Raw genomic sequence first — 19,776 nt, 5'->3', positions numbered from 1 at the left:
AAATCAACTCGATTCCGTCGGGTTCAGGCGCGGATTCAAATTCGCCACGGCATCCTTTCGGACGCGGCGTTGTGAAAAGGCAGGCTCCGGGCCGCTACGGCCCGGAGCGCTTCAGATGACTATTCGACCGACTTGACGGTGTCCGTCGGCGGCTTCTGGTTGCCCCAGAAGGCCGGATTATCGACGTTTTCCTTGGTGATCGCGGCACCGGGGATCTTGATGTTCGGACCCCAGGATTCCTTGGTCACGGTCGATTTCAGGCCGAGCACGTCGTATTCGCCGGGCTTGATTTCCTGCTTCTTGACGATCTTGTCCATGAACATGGCGACAGCCGCGGCCTGCGCGTAAAGCGGCTGCTCGATTTCGGCGTTGAGCCAGCCCTTGCGGATCAGGTCGAGGCCGACCGGAGCGCCGTTCGAGCTCATCAGCATGACGTCGCCCGGCTTCTTGCCGGCCGCCTCGAGCGAGGCGACGGCGGCGACCGATAGGTGCGCGGCATGGCTGAAGATCAGGTCGATGTCGGGATTGGCCAGCATCTGGTCGGCAACGATTGTGCCGGCATTGCTGGCTTCCCATTGCATGGCCGGAAGCGAGATGATCTTGACGTCCGGAAAAGCCTTCATCTTCTCCTCAAAACCCTTCTGGATGTCGAGCGTGTAGGGATCGCCGGGGTCGCCGAGCACCTGCAGAACCTTGCCCTTCACCGAGCCGTTCTTGGCTTTCAGCAGCTTCTCGGCCTGATCCGCGGCGACGTAGCCGATCTCGACCGTTCCGGCGACAGAGGTGAAGTCGGACGGGGTCGAGGTGATCTGGCGGTCGAACTCGACCACCGGGATGCCGGCGGCGCGTGCGGCTTCGATGGACGGTTTCAGCGCATTGAAGTCGACTGCAGCCAGGATAATGGCCGCCGGCTTCAGCGCGATGACGTCGTTCATCTGCGATTGCTGGGCGTCGGTCTTGTTGTCGGCGTTCAGCGTCTTCATCTCGTAGCCGGTCTGCTTCAGGAACAGTTCCAGCGCGCTCACCGAGCCGGTCTGGAACTCGTCCAGCAGGGTCGGCACCATATAGTAGACGATACCCTTGGACTGGGCGAATGCCGGCGTGAGCGTGGCAAAGGCCAGTGCAAGGATACCGAAGACAGCAAGAAGTATTCGCTTCATGTCGTTCGCTCCTCTTAAGCCGGACCCCTCTTTTGTCCCTCAGCCTGTCGGTCCGGCACCGGCAAGCGTCTCACCGGTGATCATGTTGATCACCGCGTCGGGACTTGTTTTATTGCGTGCGACATCGCCGGCCACGACGCCCTGGCGGATCACCACGATCCGGTCGGCGACCTGAAAAGCCTGCTGCATGATATGGGTGATGATGACGACGCCGATGCCTTGGTTCGCCACCTGGCGGATCATGTCGAGGCCGCGTCGCGTCTGTTCGACACCGAGGGCGGCGAATGGTTCGTCGAGCAGCACCAGCTTGCCGCCCCAGTGCACGAAGCGGTTGAGCTCGATGGCTTGCCGCTGGCCGCCCGAGAGATGCTCGACATTGGCCCGCAGCGAGGGAATGCGGGTGCCGGCATTGGCCAGCGCCTTTCCGACGACGGCTTCCATGGCGCGCTCGTCAAGCACGGGAATGCCGAGAAACTTGCGGGTGATCTCGCGGCCCATGAAGAAATTGGCGACCACGTCGACATTGGTGCACAGCGAGAGATCCTGGTAGACGGTCTCGATGCCGGCCGCCTTGGCCTCGGCCGGTGATTTGGCGAGGAATTCCTTGCCCTCGAACAGCATGCGGCCCGATGTCGGCTCCAGTCCGCCTGATATGATCTTCACCAGTGTCGATTTGCCGGCGCCGTTGTCGCCCAGCAGCGCCACGACCTCGCCCTTGCCGATCGAGAAGCTGATCCCCTTGAGCGCTTCGATCGCGCCATAGTTCTTGGTGACGTTGTCGAGCACCAGCAGGGGTTCACTCATGCCGCAATCTCCCTGCCTTTGAGAAGGTCGCGCTCGCGTTCGCGTTCGGCCGCAAACATCTGCCCGAAGCGAGGTGACAGAACCCCGGAAACCGCCAGGGCGGCGGCGCCGCGCAGCACGGAATGCTGTCCGCCGCGTGCGACCACGACCCTGGGCGTCGTGCGGTCCTTGCGAGCCGAGACGGAGTTGTGCAGGCCTGCGGCCGAACCAGCCAGCATTTCGAGCAGGTCGGTGGATGCCAGCCCGCCGAGGATGACCGTCTCCGGGTCGAACAGGTTCTCGATGACGGCGACGGCGTTGTGAAAGATCGGTGCGACTTCGGCCACCCAGTCGGCCTCGCTGCCGTTCCAGCGCCGGAGCGCCTCGAGCGACAAATATCTTTCGAGGCAGCCGCTGTTGCCGCACGGGCAGGCCTCGCCGCCGGGAATGACGGGAATGTGTCCGATCTCGCCGGCATTTCCCCAGGCGCCGCGCAAGGCGCTGCCGTCATGAACCATGACGCCGCCAAGGCCGACGCCGAAATAGAGATAGTAATACTCGGAAAACTGGGCGCCGAGGCCGTAGAGACGCTCGCCCATGGCGGCCGCGGCCATATCGGTTTCAAAGAAGGCCGGCAATCCGGTGGAGGCCGCCAGCCGTTCGCGCAGCGCCACATCCTTCCAGCCGGTCATGGTGGTCGGCCCCACGAAACTCATGGACTCCACGTCGAAGGGGCCGGGCAGGGCCATGCCGACGCCCAGCACCCGTCCGCCAGCCCGCAGTCTGGTCAATTCCACCACCATCGCCCCGATCAACTCGAAGGCGCGGTCCGGCGTCGCGTTCGGCGCTTCGCGGTAGATGCTCTCGATCACGTCGCCGCTCAGATTGATCAAGGCGGCGCTGATACCAAGCGGAGTGATGTGGATACCCACGGCATAGCCGCCCTCGGGGTTGATCCGGAGCGTCGCCGGCGGCAGGCCGCGCCCCCTCGGCTCTTCGCGCAGCGACAGGATGTAGTCCTGATCTTCCAGTTCGCGAACGATGGTCGATACCGTCTGGACGGTGAGGCCGACGCGCCGGGCGATCTCGCCGCGCGCGATCGGCCCGTGCAGGCGGATGGACTCAAGCACGATGCGCCGGTTGTATGGCCGCCCGAACTCCTGATTGGTCCCCCGCAGTGCCATGCCTTGCGCCCCTTAGGAGAGGATAGCTTGGCACCGCTTATTTATTCAGTCAAATGGAATTCAAAAATAAATGATAGTGAAACACAAATCTGGGGAAGGCCGGGTATGGACGTACCCGGTTCAGGACCTGCCCACACGCCGCCCTGGCCGATTGCCGCCATGGCGAAACCTCTTCAATGGTGAGCGAACCCGCGACCGTTGATGACAAAGCATGGAGCAAAGATGATCGAATTGCCGTTTGCCCGCGACGAGTACCGACAGCGGCTTCGCAAGATCCGCACCGAGATGGCCAAGCGCGGTCTCGAGCTTCTTGTCGTCAACGACGTTGCCAACCAGCATTACATCACCGGTTATGACGGCTGGTCGTTCTACACGCCGCAAATGGTGCTGGTTCCAATCGAGGAGGTCGAGCCGGTCTGGATCGGGCGCGCCATGGATGCGGCCGGCGGTCTTCTGACAGCCTGGATGAAACCGGAAAACGTGGTCGGCTTTCCGGAAGACCATGTCCAGCGAGGCGATCGCCATCCCATGGACTGGATTGCGAACTGGATTGTCGCCAAGAGCTGGGGGAGTCGCCGTATCGGCATCGAACTCGAAGCCTATTATTTCTCCCCCAAGGCGCACGCCCGGCTTGTCGCCGGACTTCCCAATGCAAAATGGCACGATGCCGACCTGCTGGTGAACTGGATCCGGGCGGTCAAATCGGCGCCGGAGATCGCCTATTTGCGCAAGGCATCGACGCTCGCCGAAGCGGCCGTCACGCGAGCCTTCGAGGTGATCGCGCCGGGCGTTCGCGAATGCGACGCCATCGCCGCCATCCAGGCGGCGCAGATCGCGGGCAGCCCGGATTTTGCCGGCGACATCACAGCGCTTCCGCCGACAATCCTCGGTGGCGAGAATGCCTCGGCGCCGCACATCATGTGGAGCGACAGGCGGTTCGGAGAAAACGAGACGATTGCGCTGGAACTTGCCGGCGTTTGCCGCCGCTATGCTGCCGGCCTCGCCAGGACCATGCAGCTTGGCAAGACGCCGACAAATGTCTCGGATACCGCCAAAGCGGTGATCGAGGGCATGGACGCGGTGCTCAACGCGGTCAGGCCGGGAACGACTGCCGAAGCGGTCGAAGCTGCCTGGCGCAAGGTCATCCAGCGTTATGGACTGAAGAAGGAATCGCGCATCGGCTACTCCATCGGCGTCGCCTATCCGCCGGATTGGGGCGAACACACGATCAGCCTCAGGCCGGGCGACAAGACGGTGCTTGAACCGGGCAACGTCGTTCATTCCATCCTTGGCATGTGGATGGACGGCTGGGGCATCGAGGTCAGCGAGACCATCCTGGTCACCGAAACCGGCCACGAGACCCTGACGAAGTTCCCGCGAGAGATCCATGTCAAATCCTGAGGGTTCGGCCACGGCGGGTGGTGTTGTGAAAACCGTGACGACCGATATCGACGCCGGAATTCTCGACCGGATGATCGAGGTCCGTCGCCATCTGCACCGCAATCCCGAGCTCTCGAACCAAGAGGCCGGCACGCAGCGTTACCTCAGGCAGATGCTGGTGGATCAGGGAATCGTCGATATTCGCGACGTCGCCGGCTTTGGCCTTGCCGTCGATATTGTCGGCGCCGGCAGGCCGTCAAATCGAAAGATCGCCATTCGCGCCGACATCGATGCCTTGCCGATCGAGGAGGAGTCCGGTGTCGATTATGCATCGACGAATCCAGGCGTGATGCATGCCTGCGGTCACGACGCCCATGCATCGATGGCTTTCGCGGTGGCCGCGCATCTTCACCAGTCGCGGGACAGTTTTGGCGGTACCGTTCGCCTGATCTTCCAGCCGGCGGAGGAGGACGAACCGTCGGGCGGCAAGCGGGTGGTGGAAGAGGGGCTTCTCGACGACATCGACGCCGCCATCTGCGTCCACGTCGATCCGTACACACCGACCGGCAAGATCGCCGTCGGCTCCGGTCCCTATACTCTGGCCTGTGACACGTTCGATGTGGCCGTCATCGGCTCGGCGGCACACGCGGCAAAACCGCATGAAGGTGTCGATGCGTTGGCCGTGGCTTGCTCCCTGGTGAGCGAATTGCAGAAGATCGTTTCGCGCGAGACCGATCCGTACGATCCGCTGGTGATTTCCGTCACGGCCATCAATGGCGGCAACGCATATAATGTCACCGCCGGCAGGGTCACGTTGAAAGGCACCATCCGCAGCGGCAGCGATGCAACCCGCGAGCGGGCCTGGCACCGCGTTCGTACGATAGCCGAGGGTATGGCGACGAGCCACGGCGCGCGTGTCGAGGTCGACATCCACAAGGGCGAACCCGGCGTCGTCAACGATGTCGAGATGACAGAGCTGATTGCCGCCAGCGCCAAGGCCTGCATCGGTGCCGACAACGTCCTCAACACGCCCGGATGGACGATCGCGGACGACTTTGGCTACTACAGCGAGAAACGTCCTTCGGTCTATTTTCGGCTGGGAATCCGGAACGAGGAGATCGGATCGGTCTTTCCGCTCCATCACGCCCGGTTTCGTATCGACGAGGCCGCGTTGAAGGTCGGCGCGACCACCTTGGTTGCGGCAGCGACGGCGTTTCTGTCGACGGGAGCGCCTTAGTCAGCCATCATGATGGTCATCGGCGCATGGGGCAGGAGCCTGGGATCGCTTACAGATACTGGGCGACCTTCTTGCCGACCGTGAGGAAGCGCAAGGGATCGATCGCTTCGCCATTGTGGCGGACTTCGTAGTGCAGATGCGGGCCGGTCGAGCGGCCGCTGCTACCGGTCTTGCCGATGACGGCGCCGGCGTCCAGTTTCTCGCCGACGGTCACGTCGATCTCGCTGAGATGCCCGTAACGTGTCGCAAAACCATTGCCGTGGTCGACTTCAACCATGCGGCCATAGCCGCCGTTCCAGCCTGCCTTGGTGACGGTGCCAGGCGCCGTGACTTTTGCGGCCATGCCGATCGGCGCCCTGAAATCCATGCCGGAATGCAGGGCGGCGGTGCCAAGGAGAGGGTCGGTGCGCACGCCGAACGGGCTGGTGACGGAGTGGCCCGGCGCGGGGTTGGTCAGCGGCAGCTGGCGCGCTTCTTTCTTGAGATGATCGAGCGCATCAAGCGCTTCGTCCAATTCCTTGACCTTGCTGTCGAACATCATCGAACTGTCGAGCGGGATCAGCGGTCCGCCGACGTCGCTGTCGCCCTTGCCGAAGTCGCTGTCGACGGGCAGTCCGGCCGCCTCGAGCGCCTGGGTGATGGCATCGGCGCTCTTATAGGCATTGTCGGCAAGCGTGCTGATGCGGGTCAGTTGATCGCTCTCGATGGATTTCAACGACTGGTTGATGGAGACGAAGAGCTTGTCGGCACGATCGGCGGCTGAATCATTGGGCAGCGGATCGGAGCGGGTTGACCACAGCGAGAACGGCCTTGTGTCGCCGGCGCCGAGATCGGCGCTCAGGCTGGCGACCGCATAATTCCGCGCGGGCTCCTTGATGCTGCCGGTCGCTTCGGCGCGTTTGTCCGGCTTCGCAGCCGCTGCCGGATCTTCGGCCGGCGCTGCGCCGACCTCGCTCTCGGCGCGTTCGAGCAGCGGACCAAGGCGGCCATGACGCTGGCTCAACTGGCTCTGGCGTTCAAGCAGTTCGCTGACCTTGGTTTCCATCAGCTGCTGGTCGAGCAACTGGCGGCTGGTGATGCGGTCGACCTGGGCGCGAAGCGCCGAAATGCGATCTTCATAGGCTTGCTGCATGCGCGCCTGACGCGCCGTTGTGGCGCCGATCAAATCGTCGCGCAGCACGAGATAGGAGGTGGCCATGAGGTAGCCGACGGCAATGGCGGCCAGCGCCGAGCCGATAAAGGCCGCCAGCCACGGTCGGATCGTAAAATGCCTGATCTCGTTGCCCCGGGCGATGATGACCGTATGGGGCTCCTTACGCTTGCCGAAGACTGCGGACTGACCGGTTGCGTTCACGGGACCAAGCTTTCGTTTACGACACCACGACAGCTTGATTACACATTATTAGGGTTAACAAAGGCTTGCAGCGATAGCTTGCTCACAGCGATTGCCCGCCAGGCGTGCGTAAGGTTGCAAGGGAACCTGGGCCAGCCTCGCCGGCAAACCTCAAAGCGCTCGAACGGCCTCGAGCACCTCTTCGGCATGGCCCTTGACGCGGACCTTGCGCCAGATCCTGGCGATCCGCCCGTCGCGGCCGATCAGGAACGTCGCGCGCTCGACGCCCATATACTTGCGGCCATACATCGATTTCTCGACCCACAGATGGTAGGCCTCGATTACCTTGCGTTCCTCGTCGGCGGCGAGGTCGATGGTGAGATTGTATTTCGACTTGAACTTGTCGTGCTTCTTGACGGGGTCGGGCGACAGGCCGATCACCACGGCGCCGGCCTTCTCGAACTCCGGCTTCAACTGCGAGAAGCTGATCGCCTCCTGCGTGCAGCTTGTTGTGTCGTCCTGCGGATAGAAATAGAGCACGATGGGCTTGCCGGACGATGCGGCAAGGCTGACCGATCCGCCGCCGTCCCGCGGCAGGTCAAATTGCGGCGCGAGATCGCCTACGTCGAGGTCAGCCATACCGATGCCCTTGTTTGAGGTTACGCGCGAAGCCACACCGATATAGTGTCGGACGGGGATTCGTCCACGATCGAGTTCGTACAACGGAAAATTGCGTGGATCAGGAGCGACCGCAGCACGAGAAGATCCGGTTCAGGCGTGATGAGATCACCGACCTGGGGACCTTTCCGTCCGCCTGCCGTGTGCCGCCGCTTGGTCAGGCGTCGATCGGACGCGGTTTTCGCATCCTGTCGCGATTGTTCGCCGGTCTGGTCGCTTTCGTGCTGCTGGCCGCCGTGCTCGTTTATCTGGTTGGCGCCTCCGGCATCGGAGCCGACCGGCTTCGCGCCGAGGCGGAAACGGCGCTTGAGAAACTGGCGGGCGTCGATGTCAATGTCGCGGTCGGGCCTGCCCGCATCACGCTCGACGGTTCGAGTTTCATCGCGCTTCAGGTCAGCGACGTCAGCTTGAAGACATCAGACGGCAAGCCGATGGCCGATGCCGGCCGCGTGCGCTTCGGCGTGCGTCTGTTCCCGCTGCTGTGGGGAGATGTGCGGCTGACCAGCGCCAGGATCTCGGATGCCCGCATCGTCGTGGCGGCGATGCCGTCAGGCGGCGACTGGACCGCCGGCCTGCGCAATGCGGACGGCCTCATCGATCCGGAGAAGCTGTCCGCCGCGGTGTTCGGAAACATCAACCACGCACTCGATGCCGTGCGGGAGGATTCGCTGCGTCGCATCGATCTTCGCAATGTCGAATTCGTGCTGCCCGAAACCGGAGCGATCAAGCTCGTCAAGATCACCGACGCCACCGTCGTGCAGTCGGGACCGGGAGGCATGCAGTTTTCTTCGAAGGCGGACATCGACGGCAGGACGCTTACGGTTGCCGCTACCGCCACCCGTGATATCGCGGCGCACCGGGTCACGGCGCTGGATGCGAGCGTCGATCTGGCCGACACCGGCGCGGCCGCTGCCGGCAAGTTGGGACCCGTCGCGTTGAAGCTGACGGGATCGGAAGGATTCGGCGTGAACGCATCGCGGCTGACGGCCGCTTTGTCATCGACGGGCTCTGTCCTCGATCTCGGCACGCGAGGATTGCTGGCGGCGGACGTCGATATCAATGCGACGCTGGTTGCTGGCAGCAACAAGGTCCAGGTCGACAGATTGCTGCTGAAGACCGGCCGCTCGACATTCGATTTCGCCGGTTCGATCGGGCCGAAGCCGGCAAGCGGAGCGGTGGGTGAAGAGCCCTCCTATCGCTACGACCTGACCAGCGACGGATCGTCGCTTGCGCCTTCGGAGTCGCCCGAGCCGGCGCTCACCTTCCTCGCCCGGATCGCCGGTGTCTACAACACGGTGAGCCACAAACTGGTGGCCGAGCAGATCGCGCTTCGGTCCGCCGGCTCCGGCGAGGTGCTTGGCACCGCCGCCGTGGCGTTCGTCGACGGCAAAGTGCCGGGGATCAATCTGGCGTTCAACATCCACGACATGCAGGTCTCTCACGTCAAGCAGCTATGGCCGTGGTTTTCGGCGCGCAATGCCCGGCTGTGGGTGCTGGCAAATCTGTTCGGCGGCCGTGTCGTCGACGCCAACCTTCAGTTCCAGGTGGTGCCGGGCCGGCTCGGCAACGGCGTGCCGCTTTCGGCCGATGAGGTGTTCGGCCGCTTCCAGATCGAGGGATCGCGATTCGACACCGCCGGCCGCATCCCGCCGATACGCGACGCGGTCGGCGTCGTCGGTTTCCACGGCAACGATGTCGATATCTCGCTGTCCTCGGGCACCGTCTACATGCCCAGCGGCCGCACCGTGGCGGCCAGCAACGGCACGCTGACGGTCAAGGCGGCCAACCGCCCGCCGGTCGTCGGCGCGCTCGACATCGATGTCGACGGCGACGCATCCGCCGTTGCCGAACTCGCATCCTACGAGCCGATCAACGCCATGCGCCATGTCGGCATTCTGCCGGAGGACCTGTCGGGCAGCGTCACCGGTCACGTCAAGGCGGATATTCCGCTGCAGTCCGGCGTCGACTCCTCGAAGCTCGATTGGCTGGTGTCGCTCGACTACACCGGCATGTCCCTGGCCAAGCCCTTCGAAGGACAGGTCGTGACAGATGCCGACGGTTCGATCACGGTCGACCCCGAGAAGGCGGTGATCTCCGCCAAGGCGTTGCTGAACGGCATTCCGGCCGAACTCGATCTGATCGAGCCGCTCAGGGATGAGGGGCCGGCGCGCAGCCGCAAGGTGGCCCTGGTGCTCGACGACAAGATCCGCGCCGCCGCCATGCCCGGCCTGAAGCCGCTGCTTGCCGGAACGGTGAAGGTGGCGATCGACAAGAACGGCAGCGGCGACCAGAACGTCTCGGCCGATCTGACCAACGCCAGGCTGGACATTCCCTGGGCGGGCTGGAGCAAGGGGGCGGGGGTGCCCGCCAACGTCACCTTCGTCATGACCAAGTCCGGCGACACCACGACGCTGTCCGATTTCAATCTCGACGGAAAGACGTTCTCCGTCGACGGCAGCATCGTGCTGGTCAATGGCGCCTTGTCGTCGGCGCGGTTCAGCAAGGTCACCTTGAACAGGGGAGACGACGTTGCCGTGTCGGTGAAGCGGTCCGGCAAGGGCTATGCGGTCGACATATCGGGCAACGCGCTCGATGCCCGCTCGCTCATCAAGCAGTTCACCTCCGACGTCGACACGGCTACCAAGACCACCGGTTCCGACGCCATTTCCGTCAGCGCCGATGTCGACCGGCTGACCGGTTTCCACGACGAGCAATTGTCCAATCTGAAGCTCGACTACAGCGCGGCCGGCTCGCGGGTGAACGGGCTGAAGGTCAGCGCCACGGCCAGTTCAGGTGCGGCCATATCGATCAGCAACACGACCGGCGCCGGCCGGCGCACGCTCAACATGCAGTCCGCGGACGCCGGCGCCATCCTGAGGTTCCTCAACATCTACGAACATATGGAAGGCGGCGTGATCACGCTCGCACTGGCCGGGCCGAGCGACGGATCGCTCAAGGGCAAGGTCGACACCAGCAATTTTTTCGTCGTCAACGAACCGAAACTCGCCTCCATCGTCTCGACCACGCCGGCCGGCGACAACCGCAGCCTCAACCAGGCGGTCAAGGGCAAGCTGGATACGTCGCGGGTGAAGTTCGAACGCGGCTACGCCGAGATCGACAAGGGCAGCGGCTATCTGAAACTGGCCAATGGCGTGCTGCGCGGACCGCGCATCGGCACGACGTTCCAGGGCACGCTCTACGACCAGAACAACAACATGGACATGACCGGCACGTTCATGCCGGTCTATGGCCTCAATCGCATCTTCGGCGAATTGCCCATCGTTGGCGCGCTGCTCGGCAATGGCCGCGACCGTGGCCTGATCGGCGTCACCTACCGGCTCAAAGGCAACGCCAACAAGCCGTTGCTGGACATCAATCCGCTGTCGGTGATCGCGCCCGGAATATTCAGGTCGATTTTTGAGTATCGGTGACCGAGTTCAAATCGGCCGTATCAGAATGTGTTTTTTCTTTCCCAAGGAAAGCTTTACGACGTTTTCCGGACTCAAATCCTGAGGGGTCACCAGCCGGCGCTCGTCGCTCACCGGCTCGTCGTTCAGGCGCACGGCGCCGCCCTGCACATGCCGCCGCGCTTCGCCGTTCGACGCCGCCAGTCCGGCGGTGACCAACAGCGACAGGATGCCGACGCCGGTTTCGAGCGCTGTCTTGTCGACCTCGACAGTCGGCAGCGACTCCGCGAGCGCGCCTTCCTCGAACGTCTTGCGCGCCGTATCGCTGGCTTGCTCGGCGGCCGCGCGGCCGTGCAGCAGGGCGGTGATCTCGGTGGCGAGGATCTTCTTGGCCTCATTGAGCTCGGATCCGCCGAGCCGCTCGAGCCGCGCCACCTCGTCCAGCGGCAGCGTCGTGTAGAGCTTCAGGAAGCGGGCGACGTCGGCATCCTCGGTGTTGCGCCAGTACTGCCAGAATTCGTAGGGGCTCAGCATCTCTGCGTCGAGCCAGACCGCGCCCGACGCGGACTTGCCCATCTTGGCGCCCGACGAGGTGGTGAGCAGCGGCGTGGTCAGTGCATAGAGCTGCGCGTCCTCCATGCGGCGGCCGAGATCGATGCCGTTGATGATGTTGCCCCACTGGTCGGAGCCGCCCATCTGCAGGCGGCAGCCGAGACGCTTGTAGAGCTCGACGAAATCATAGGCCTGCAGGATCATGTAGTTGAATTCGAGGAACGACAGCGACTGCTCGCGATCGAGCCGCAGCTTGACGGAATCGAACGCCAGCATGCGGTTGACCGAAAAGTGACGACCGACATCGCGCAGGAAATTGACGTAGTTGATCTCCATCAGCCAATCGGCGTTGTTGACCATGATGGCGTCGTTGGGACCGCTACCGAATTTGAGGTAGGGCATGAAATTGCGGCGGATACCGGCAAGATTGTCTTCGATGTCCTGCGGGGTCAAAAGCTTGCGCGCCTCGTCCTTGAACGACGGGTCGCCGATCATCGAGGTGCCGCCGCCCATCAGCGCGATCGGCCGATGACCGGTCTGCTGCAGCCAGTGCAGCATCATGATCTGGATCAGCGAGCCGGCGTGCAGGCTCTTGGCGGTGGCGTCGAAGCCGATATAGGCTGTCACGGTCTCCTTGGCGAAGATATTGTCGAGACCGGCATCATCCGAAGTCTGGTGGATGAAACCGCGCTCGCTCATCGTGCGCAGGAAATCCGATTTGAAGGCAGGCATTTTTTCTATTCCCGAAAGCGTCCGGCCGCTGTGGCTCAGGCGTGCATGAACGCGGGCGTTTAGCATCCAAGCGCGATCAGCAAAAGTGGTTTCCGGTTTTGCGTCTGATCGCGCCAGACAAAGGTCCAGCGATCAGCAAAAGTGCTTTCCGGTTTTGCAGCCCGCGCGGAGGGCGTTTGCGAATCCTTGCTTCGTCGTTTGGGCTGGCGTATTGAGGCGCCGCGCAGGGCAGGGCCTGAGGCGCCGCGACGGGGCCATCCCGCAGATCAGATCCGGAAAGCTCCGCGATGAACAGGAACTATCTTTTTCTCTTTCTGTTCAGCATGCTGATGACGTTCAGCGGACTGGCGAGCCTTCCACCCATCGACCGCGACGAATCCCGTTTTGTCCAGGCCACCAAGCAGATGGTCGAAACCTCCGACTATGTCGACATCCGTTTTCAGGATGCCTCGCGCTACAAGAAGCCGATCGGCATCTACTGGCTGCAATCGGCGGCCGTGGCGCTGAGCGGCGAGGGGGCGGCGGCGCCGATCTGGGTCTACCGCCTCGTCTCCATGCTTGGCATTGCCTTGGCCGTTGTCGGCATCGCCTGGACGGGCACGAAGCTGTTCGGGGCCAACGCCGGTCTCGCCGCCGGCCTGATGATGGCGGCGATCTTCGCCACCGCCTTCGAGGGCCGTGACGCCAAGACCGACGCCATGCTGCTGGCCTGCTGCGTGGCGGCGCAAGGCGCGCTCGCCCAGATTTATCTGGCAGCGCGCCGCAACGAACCGGTAGCCGCCCATCTGCCGTGGATTTTCTGGGCCGCTCAAGGCCTTGGAATTCTTATCAAGGGGCCGGTGGCTCCGCTGTTGTCGTTGCTCACGGTCGCCGCCCTGTTTGCCGTCGAGCGCGACTGGCGCTGGCTCCTGAAGCTGAAGCTGGTGCGCGGTGTCGCTTTGGTGGTGCTCATCGTGTTGCCCTGGGTCGCCCTCATCACCTGGAAGAGCGGCGGCACCTTTCTCAGCGATGCCGTCGGCAAGGACATGATGGCCAAGGTCGCCTCGGGCGAGGAATCACATGGCCTGCCGCCCGGTTTCTACATGCTGACCTATTCCCTGTTCATGTGGCCGTTCGGCCTGATCGCGGTCGGCGCCGGGCTGCAGGCCCTCAACCGTCTGCGCGACGATCCCCGGCTGCGTTTCTGCCTCGCCTGGTACATTCCGTTCTGGCTGGTGTTCGAGCTGATCCCGACCAAGCTGCCGCACTATGTCCTGCCGGCCTATCCCGGCATGGCGCTGCTGATCGGCTGGCTGCTGACATTGTCGCCGCAGGAGGCCAATGCGCCGCTCAGGCGCTGGCAGGACTGGTTGTGGTGGTCGACCGCATTCGGTCTTGCCGTGGTCAGCCTTGGCCTGGCGGCGGTCTGCGTCGGAGCGCCGATCTATCTCACCGGCTCCTTTTCCTGGTGGAGCATCCCGGCCGCCGCGACCGCGCTGGCGGCAGGGTATTTCGCCTTTTCGCGACAGCTGCAAGTGCCGCTCTCCCGCATCGGCGCCATTGCGGTTTGCGCCGGCATCACCTATGGGCTGTTGTTCGGCGTCATCGCGCCTTCGCTGAAGCCGATCTGGCTGAGCCCGGCGATCGAGGCGGCAGTCCAGGCCAACAGGCCTTGCGACACCACGGTGCTCGCCTCAGCGGAATATCACGAGCCGAGCCTGGTGTTCCTGGTCGGCACCAAGACCGTCCTGACCGATGTCGATGGCGTCGCCAAGCATCTGCTCGGCGATCCGGCCTGCGCGCTGGCGCTGGCACAAATCGGCGACGAGCAGAAGCTGAATGGCCTGTTGGAGGCGCAAGGCAAGTCGGCGAGCCGCGTTGCCGAGGTCGACGGCCTCAACTATTCGTCGGGAGACAAACTGTCGCTCGGCCTCTATCGTGTAAGCCAGTGACGGCTCGCCGATGCCCATGACGGCAACAATGGGGTCGAATTTCCTATGCTGGTGAAATCACGCCCGCCCGTTTCGAGCCTGCTCCTTGGCATAGGGCGCCGGTCGCTCGACAACTTTCGCGATACGATGCAGATCGCCAAAAGCCGCCTTGCCACCCGGCCGGCCAGATACCCGAATATTTTGTGGTCGGTCTGGGTGCTGGTCTGGGTCTTGCTGACGGCGGCGGCGTTTGTTCGTCTCGACACTCCGGCCGGAATGCTTCACGGCAAGTGGTCGGCGGGATTTGCCCGGACTGCCGACTTTTTCACCCAGTTCGGCCTGGGAGGCTGGTATATCATTCCCTCAGTGCTTCTGCTTGTCGCCGCGAACCTGACGGATTGGCGAAGCCTGTCGCGGCGCTCGCTGATGCTCCTCTACAACTGGACCTGCCTGGCTTTTCTGGTGCTGTGCGCCACCGGCCTGTCGGGGATCGCCGTCAATGTGCTGAAATATGCCATTGGCCGGGCTCGCCCGCTCTATTACGAGGACTTTGGCGTGCTGACCCTGCACCCCTTCGCTTTCGATGCGCGCTTCGCCGGCTTTCCGTCCGGCCATGGTACGACAATGGGCGCGGTGTTCGGGGTCGCTTTGCTGTTGTTTCCGCGGCGCTGGTACATCGCCCTGGCGATCACCGCCTGCATCGCCTCGACCCGTATCTTCGTTGGCGCGCACTATCCCAGCGACACCGTCGCCGGCTTCGGCCTTGGCTGCGGTTTCGCGCTTGCCTGCGGGCTGGTCTTTGCCCGGCTCGGCTTCATCTTCCGGCCGATGCCGTCGGGACTGCCGGTCCGCAAGAGAACGTTTCGGCTGATCGGACCGACAAGGAAGACTGCCTGAGCATTCGAAGTTCAGTTGCCGTCCAGTCCGCCATAGGATCTGACCAGGTCGGCCATGCCGGGCGATTGGTGGTCTTCGCTTTCGAGCCCCTGTGCAACGCCGACGCGATCGGCGACCGGCCGGTTCTGGCTGACCTTCCACTTGCCGTGGATTTCGCTGATCTCGATTTCCAGCCCGATAATGCCCTTGATCTGCGACTGGATGAAGGGCTCCGGCGCATCGGTCACCGCCCAGGGCGCGGCGCGGGCGCCTTCCTGGGAGACGGTCAGATCGGCGATCTGCTGCGCCAGCCAGTCCTGATCATCCATCACCTTGACGGTGCCGCGAACCTGCACGATGGCATAATTCCAGGTCGGCACCACCTTGCCGGTCTCGCGCTTGGTCTCGTACCAGGACGGCGTCACATAGGCATCGCTGCCCTGGAAGACGATCAGTACGGTTGACGCCGGATTGTCGGCCAACAGGCGCCATTGCGGGTTGGCCCGCGCCAAATGGGCGCGCAGCCTGCCGTTCGGCCCGATTTCCGCGTCGAGCAGGAACGGGATGGCGTTGGCGACCGGCCCATCGGGTCCGCTGGAAATCAACAGGCCCAGCGGATGCGTCCGGATCAGCCCGTGCAGGATTTCCGGCCGCGTTTCCCTGAAATGAGGAGGTTCGTACATCGCCGTCCCTGCTTTCTTTGCTTATCTCAGCCGCTTCGGCCGCGGATCCGACAATTCGCCGGCCAGCCGGCGGTCGAGATAGTCGGCGCATTCCTCGAGCAGCAGGTCGGCATCGTTGGAGAAGAAATGGTTGGCGCCGGGCAACGTCTTTTGGGTGATGGTGATGCCCTTCTGCGTGTGCAGCTTGTCGACCAGGCCCTGCACATCCTTTGGCGGCGCCACCTTGTCGGCATCGCCATGGATGATCAGGCCCGATGAGGGGCAGGGCGCCAGGAACGAGAAATCATAGGTGTTGGGCTGCGGGGCGATCGAGATGAAGCCTTCGATCTCGGGCCGGCGCATCAGAAGCTGCATGCCGATCCAGGATCCGAACGAGTAGCCGGCGACCCAGCAGCTCTTGGAATCGGGATGCAGCGACTGCACCCAATCCAGCGCCGCGGCGGCATCCGACAACTCGCCGGTGCCGTGGTCGAACTCGCCCTGGCTGCGGCCGATGCCGCGGAAATTGAAGCGAAGCGTGGTGAAATCCCGCTTCTGGAACATGTAGAAGAGGTCGTAGACGATCTTGTTGTTCATCGTGCCGCCGAATTGCGGGTGCGGGTGCAGGACGATGGCAATCGGCGCGCTCTTTTCCTTGGAAGGCTGGTAGCGACCCTCCAGGCGGCCGGCAGGACCGGTGAAAATGACCTCAGGCATAAAATACTCCACTAGGTAATACGAATGCGCGGTGCCTGGAACGTTTCCTCTGGCCTTGACGCAGGGCGAGCGTCTTCTTAGAAGCTAGTTTAGAATTGTTCAAAACTGAGTGGCAAGACATCGAGCCCGGCCACCCGCGCCGCAAGCCGCGTAAATAGGACGGCTCGCCTTGGAATTTCAAGGAAATAACGCCATACGACGGCGGAATGGCTTCTGACGGGACTTGACGGACGAAAATGGCCGCAAAACGCGCCTATCTCGACTACAATGCCAGTGCGCCGCTGCTTGCCGCGGCCCGCGAAGCTATGGTCGCGGCGCTCGATGTCGCCGCCAATCCGTCATCGGTTCACGCCGAGGGGCGGGCGGCCCGCCGTCTGATCGAGACCGCAAGGCGTGACGTGGCGGCGCTCGTCAACGCCAAGCCCGAGCACGTCGTGTTCACCTCCGGTGCCACGGAAGCAGCCTCGACGCTGCTGTCACCCGACTGGCAGATGGGGCGCGGCACAGTGCGCATGAGCCGGCTTTACGTGTCGGAGGCCGATCATCCCTGCCTGTTGAACGGCGGACATTTCCCGGCAGTGCAGGTAAACCGGATCGGCGTCGACGCCAACGGTATCGCCGATCTCGACGCTTTGGCGGCAGCGCTCAGTGGTCATGACAAGAGCGAAGGCCTGCCGCTGGTTGCCATCCACGCCGCCAACAACGAGACCGGCGTCATCCAGCCGATCGATCGCATCGCTGGGATCGTCAAGGCTGCGGGCGGCGTCCTCGTCGTCGACGCGGTTCAGGCGGCGGGGCGTGTTTCGATCGATATGTCAGCGGGTTACGCCGATTACCTGATTCTGTCCTCGCATAAGATCGGCGGCCCCAAGGGCGTTGGCGCCATCGTCGCCGCTTCCGACCTGATGATGCCGAAGCCTCTGATCAATGGCGGTGGCCAGGAAAAGGGCCATCGCGGCGGCACCGAAAACCTCGCGGCCATTGCCGGCTTTGGCGCCGCCGCACGCGAAGCCCTGGCCGGGTTGCCGGCCATAGATGCGGTGCGCCGGCGCCGCGACGAGATCGAGGCCATCGTGAAAACGCTGGTACCGGACGCGGAAATCTTCGGAACCGGTGCGCCAAGGCTTGCCAATACGGCATTCTTCGCTATTGCGGGCGTCAAAGCCGAAACCGCGCAGATCGCCTTCGACCTGGCCGGTGTAGCGCTGTCGGCCGGCTCTGCCTGTTCGTCGGGCAAGGTCGGACCGAGCCATGTGCTGAAAGCCATGGGATACGGTGACAGCCTTGGCGCCTTGCGCGTGTCGATCGGTCCGGCGACGGGCGCGGAAGACATCGAGTTGTTTCGCGTTGCGCTGACGGGAATCGCCGCGCGTCGGGCGGATAGAGAAAAAGCCGCGTGAGCGGTTGGGGCATCGGACCGAAAAGCGCGTAGCGGTTTTCGGGAAAATCCGATGCTTGACGAAAATGATTTGGGCCATTCGGCCTGGTAGAGCCGTGCGTTTCATGCTGGCCGGGTGAATTTCCGGTCGAAGCGCACTATATGAAACTTACGCTGCCGCAAGCGCCTTTTTTGGGGTTCGTTTTGGCGGTGCCATAGTTTGAAAACTGTCGGGCCTTGACCCCGGCGTGGATGGAGAACGCATATGCCTGCTGTGCAGGACACGATCGATCGGGTCCGAAAGATCGACGTCGACCAATACAAATATGGATTCCAGACCGAAATCGCGATGGATAAGGCCCCCAAAGGCCTCAGCGAAGACATTATCCGTTTCATTTCGGCCAAGAAGGACGAACCCTCCTGGATGCTGGAATGGCGTCTGGAAGCCTATCGCCGTTGGCTGACGCTTGACGAGCCGACCTGGGCGCGCGTCCACTATCCCAAGATCGATTTCCAGGACATCTACTTCTACGCGGCGCCCAAGAGCACGCCCGGCCCGACCTCGCTCAGCGATGTCGATCCCGAACTCTTGAAGGTCTACGAGAAGCTGGGTATTCCGCTGCGCGAGCAGGAAATCCTCGCCGGGGTGCAGAAGACCGACGCCTCGGAACTCGAGGAAGTCAGCGACAATGTCTACAAATCGGGCCGCGTCGCCGTCGACGCCGTGTTCGATTCCGTTTCCGTCGTCACCACCTTCAAGAAGGAGCTGGCGCAGGCCGGCGTCATCTTCTGCTCGATCTCGGAAGCCATCCGCGAACATCCGGAGCTGGTGAAGAAATATCTCGGCTCGGTTGTGCCGACCTCCGATAATTATTACGCGACGCTGAATTCCGCCGTGTTCACCGACGGCTCGTTCGTCTTCGTGCCCAAGGGCGTGCGCTGCCCGATGGAGCTGTCGACCTATTTCCGCATGAACGAGAAGAACACCGGCCAGTTCGAGCGCACGCTGATCATCGCCGAGGAGGGGGCTTACGTCTCCTATCTCGAAGGCTGCACGGCGCCGCAGCGCGATGAGAACCAGCTGCATGCCGCCGTCGTCGAACTGGTGGCGCTCGACGATGCCGAGATCAAATATTCGACGGTGCAGAACTGGTATCCCGGCGACGCCGAGGGCAAGGGTGGCATCTACAATTTCGTCACCAAGCGCGGCGACTGCCGTGGCGATCGCTCGAAGATCTCGTGGACGCAGGTCGAGACCGGCTCGGCGATCACCTGGAAATATCCGAGCTGCATCCTGCGCGGCGACGATTCCTCGGGCGAGTTCTATTCGATCGCTGTCTCGAACGGTTATCAGCAGGTCGACAGCGGCACCAAGATGATCCACCTCGGCAAGAACACGTCGAGCCGCATCATCTCCAAGGGCATCGCCGCCGGCTTCTCGCAGAACACCTATCGCGGCCAGGTCTCGGCGCACCGCAAGGCGACCAACGCCCGCAACTTCACCAACTGCGATTCCCTGCTGATCGGCGACCAGTGCGGCGCGCACACCGTGCCCTACATGGAAGCCAAGAATTCGACGGCGCAGTTCGAGCACGAAGCGACGACGTCGAAGATTTCCGAGGACCAAAAGTTCTACGTCATGCAGCGCGGTATCCCTGAAGAGGAGGCGATCGCGCTGATCGTCAACGGCTTCGTCAAGGACGTCATCCAGCAACTGCCGATGGAATTCGCCGTCGAGGCGCAGAAGCTTATTGGGATCTCGCTGGAAGGTTCGGTGGGTTGATTAG

15 protein-coding genes are annotated in these 19,776 nt (G+C 63.0%); 7 read left to right on the top strand and 8 right to left on the bottom strand.

Annotated features, from left to right (window positions below):
- Positions 1 to 119: 119 nt before the first annotated feature.
- Genes LB559_RS02350 through LB559_RS02340 form a run of 3 tightly spaced genes read right to left on the bottom strand, consistent with a single transcriptional unit; the run spans position 120 to position 3,127 of the window.
- On the bottom strand, positions 120 to 1,160 hold the full coding sequence (locus tag LB559_RS02350) for a sugar ABC transporter substrate-binding protein (protein ID WP_027162389.1): 1,041 nt from the start codon (positions 1,158 to 1,160) through the stop codon (positions 120 to 122).
- Positions 1,161 to 1,199: 39 nt separating this feature from the next.
- Positions 1,200 to 1,964, bottom strand: a complete 765-nt coding sequence (locus LB559_RS02345) for an ATP-binding cassette domain-containing protein (RefSeq protein ID WP_013532175.1) — start codon at positions 1,962 to 1,964, stop codon at positions 1,200 to 1,202.
- Positions 1,961 to 3,127 carry an ROK family transcriptional regulator gene (locus LB559_RS02340; protein ID WP_063167798.1) on the bottom strand — a complete coding sequence of 389 codons (1,167 nt, stop codon included), beginning with the start codon at positions 3,125 to 3,127 and terminating at the stop codon, positions 1,961 to 1,963. The genes LB559_RS02345 and LB559_RS02340 overlap by 4 nt, the downstream gene beginning before the upstream one ends.
- Positions 3,128 to 3,349: 222 nt before the next feature.
- Here LB559_RS02340 and LB559_RS02335 point away from each other — a divergent pair, with 222 nt between their 5' ends.
- Positions 3,350 to 4,528 carry a M24 family metallopeptidase gene (locus LB559_RS02335; protein ID WP_024504582.1) on the top strand — a complete coding sequence of 393 codons (1,179 nt, stop codon included), beginning with the start codon at positions 3,350 to 3,352 and terminating at the stop codon, positions 4,526 to 4,528.
- A complete protein-coding gene (locus tag LB559_RS02330) occupies positions 4,515 to 5,744 on the top strand; it encodes a M20 family metallopeptidase (RefSeq protein ID WP_224672954.1) in 1,230 nt (409 codons plus the stop codon). The genes LB559_RS02335 and LB559_RS02330 overlap by 14 nt, the downstream gene beginning before the upstream one ends.
- A gap of 49 nt (positions 5,745 to 5,793) precedes the next feature.
- On the opposite strand, the gene LB559_RS02325 is transcribed toward LB559_RS02330, so the two are convergent.
- Both LB559_RS02325 and LB559_RS02320 read right to left on the bottom strand, forming a co-directional pair.
- The gene (locus tag LB559_RS02325) at positions 5,794 to 7,098 is read right to left on the bottom strand and encodes a M23 family metallopeptidase (RefSeq protein WP_063171953.1); all 1,305 of its coding nucleotides are present in this window, start codon (positions 7,096 to 7,098) and stop codon (positions 5,794 to 5,796) included.
- A gap of 150 nt (positions 7,099 to 7,248) precedes the next feature.
- The gene (locus LB559_RS02320; RefSeq protein WP_023810305.1) at positions 7,249 to 7,716 is read right to left on the bottom strand and encodes a peroxiredoxin; all 468 of its coding nucleotides are present in this window, start codon (positions 7,714 to 7,716) and stop codon (positions 7,249 to 7,251) included.
- Positions 7,717 to 7,811: 95 nt separating this feature from the next.
- On the opposite strand from LB559_RS02320, the gene LB559_RS02315 reads away from it, so the two are divergent.
- A complete protein-coding gene (locus tag LB559_RS02315) occupies positions 7,812 to 11,186 on the top strand; it encodes a DUF3971 domain-containing protein (protein WP_027162384.1) in 3,375 nt (1,124 codons plus the stop codon).
- 6 nt (positions 11,187 to 11,192) lie between these two features.
- On the opposite strand, the gene tyrS is transcribed toward LB559_RS02315, so the two are convergent.
- A complete protein-coding gene (gene tyrS, locus LB559_RS02310; protein WP_224672953.1) occupies positions 11,193 to 12,446 on the bottom strand; it encodes a tyrosine--tRNA ligase in 1,254 nt (417 codons plus the stop codon).
- A 287-nt stretch (positions 12,447 to 12,733) separates the two neighbouring features.
- Here tyrS and LB559_RS02305 point away from each other — a divergent pair, with 287 nt between their 5' ends.
- Both LB559_RS02305 and LB559_RS02300 read left to right on the top strand, forming a co-directional pair.
- On the top strand, positions 12,734 to 14,377 hold the full coding sequence (locus LB559_RS02305) for an ArnT family glycosyltransferase (protein WP_224672952.1): 1,644 nt from the start codon (positions 12,734 to 12,736) through the stop codon (positions 14,375 to 14,377).
- 45 nt (positions 14,378 to 14,422) lie between these two features.
- Positions 14,423 to 15,253, top strand: a complete 831-nt coding sequence (locus LB559_RS02300; RefSeq protein ID WP_024504576.1) for a phosphatase PAP2 family protein — start codon at positions 14,423 to 14,425, stop codon at positions 15,251 to 15,253.
- An 11-nt stretch (positions 15,254 to 15,264) separates the two neighbouring features.
- Here the strand turns inward: LB559_RS02300 and LB559_RS02295 are convergent, their stop codons facing one another.
- Both LB559_RS02295 and LB559_RS02290 read right to left on the bottom strand, forming a co-directional pair.
- Positions 15,265 to 15,915, bottom strand: coding sequence for an FMN-binding negative transcriptional regulator (locus LB559_RS02295; protein ID WP_224672951.1), 651 nt, complete (start codon positions 15,913 to 15,915; stop codon positions 15,265 to 15,267).
- 21 nt (positions 15,916 to 15,936) lie between these two features.
- Positions 15,937 to 16,611 carry an alpha/beta hydrolase gene (locus LB559_RS02290; protein ID WP_013532163.1) on the bottom strand — a complete coding sequence of 225 codons (675 nt, stop codon included), beginning with the start codon at positions 16,609 to 16,611 and terminating at the stop codon, positions 15,937 to 15,939.
- A gap of 236 nt (positions 16,612 to 16,847) precedes the next feature.
- Here LB559_RS02290 and LB559_RS02285 point away from each other — a divergent pair, with 236 nt between their 5' ends.
- Positions 16,848 to 18,011, top strand: coding sequence for a cysteine desulfurase family protein (locus tag LB559_RS02285; protein WP_224672950.1), 1,164 nt, complete (start codon positions 16,848 to 16,850; stop codon positions 18,009 to 18,011).
- A 243-nt stretch (positions 18,012 to 18,254) separates the two neighbouring features.
- Positions 18,255 to 19,772: a Fe-S cluster assembly protein SufB gene (gene sufB / locus LB559_RS02280; protein WP_013532161.1), complete on the top strand. Its 1,518-nt coding sequence runs from the start codon at positions 18,255 to 18,257 to the stop codon at positions 19,770 to 19,772.
- Positions 19,773 to 19,776 lie beyond the last annotated feature (4 nt).

The organism is Mesorhizobium sp. BR1-1-3 (assembly GCF_020165455.1).
Lineage (GTDB): Bacteria > Pseudomonadota > Alphaproteobacteria > Rhizobiales > Rhizobiaceae > Mesorhizobium > Mesorhizobium ciceri.
Note: the sequence above shows the minus strand (reverse complement) of the source record. Positions and strands in the feature narration are given on the sequence as shown.

Coding starts and splice junctions, on each gene's coding strand:
- LB559_RS02335 (WP_024504582.1), top strand. CDS start 3,350: ATGATCGAATTGCCGTTTGCCCGCGACGAGTACCGACAGCGGCTTCGC.
- LB559_RS02330 (WP_224672954.1), top strand. CDS start 4,515: ATGTCAAATCCTGAGGGTTCGGCCACGGCGGGTGGTGTTGTGAAAACC.
- LB559_RS02350 (WP_027162389.1), bottom strand. CDS start 1,160: ATGAAGCGAATACTTCTTGCTGTCTTCGGTATCCTTGCACTGGCCTTT.
- sufB (WP_013532161.1), top strand. CDS start 18,255: ATGCCTGCTGTGCAGGACACGATCGATCGGGTCCGAAAGATCGACGTC.
- LB559_RS02300 (WP_024504576.1), top strand. CDS start 14,423: ATGCTGGTGAAATCACGCCCGCCCGTTTCGAGCCTGCTCCTTGGCATA.
- LB559_RS02345 (WP_013532175.1), bottom strand. CDS start 1,964: ATGAGTGAACCCCTGCTGGTGCTCGACAACGTCACCAAGAACTATGGC.
- LB559_RS02290 (WP_013532163.1), bottom strand. CDS start 16,611: ATGCCTGAGGTCATTTTCACCGGTCCTGCCGGCCGCCTGGAGGGTCGC.
- LB559_RS02285 (WP_224672950.1), top strand. CDS start 16,848: ATGGCCGCAAAACGCGCCTATCTCGACTACAATGCCAGTGCGCCGCTG.
- LB559_RS02305 (WP_224672952.1), top strand. CDS start 12,734: ATGAACAGGAACTATCTTTTTCTCTTTCTGTTCAGCATGCTGATGACG.
- LB559_RS02320 (WP_023810305.1), bottom strand. CDS start 7,716: ATGGCTGACCTCGACGTAGGCGATCTCGCGCCGCAATTTGACCTGCCG.
- LB559_RS02340 (WP_063167798.1), bottom strand. CDS start 3,127: ATGGCACTGCGGGGGACCAATCAGGAGTTCGGGCGGCCATACAACCGG.
- LB559_RS02295 (WP_224672951.1), bottom strand. CDS start 15,915: ATGTACGAACCTCCTCATTTCAGGGAAACGCGGCCGGAAATCCTGCAC.
- tyrS (WP_224672953.1), bottom strand. CDS start 12,446: ATGCCTGCCTTCAAATCGGATTTCCTGCGCACGATGAGCGAGCGCGGT.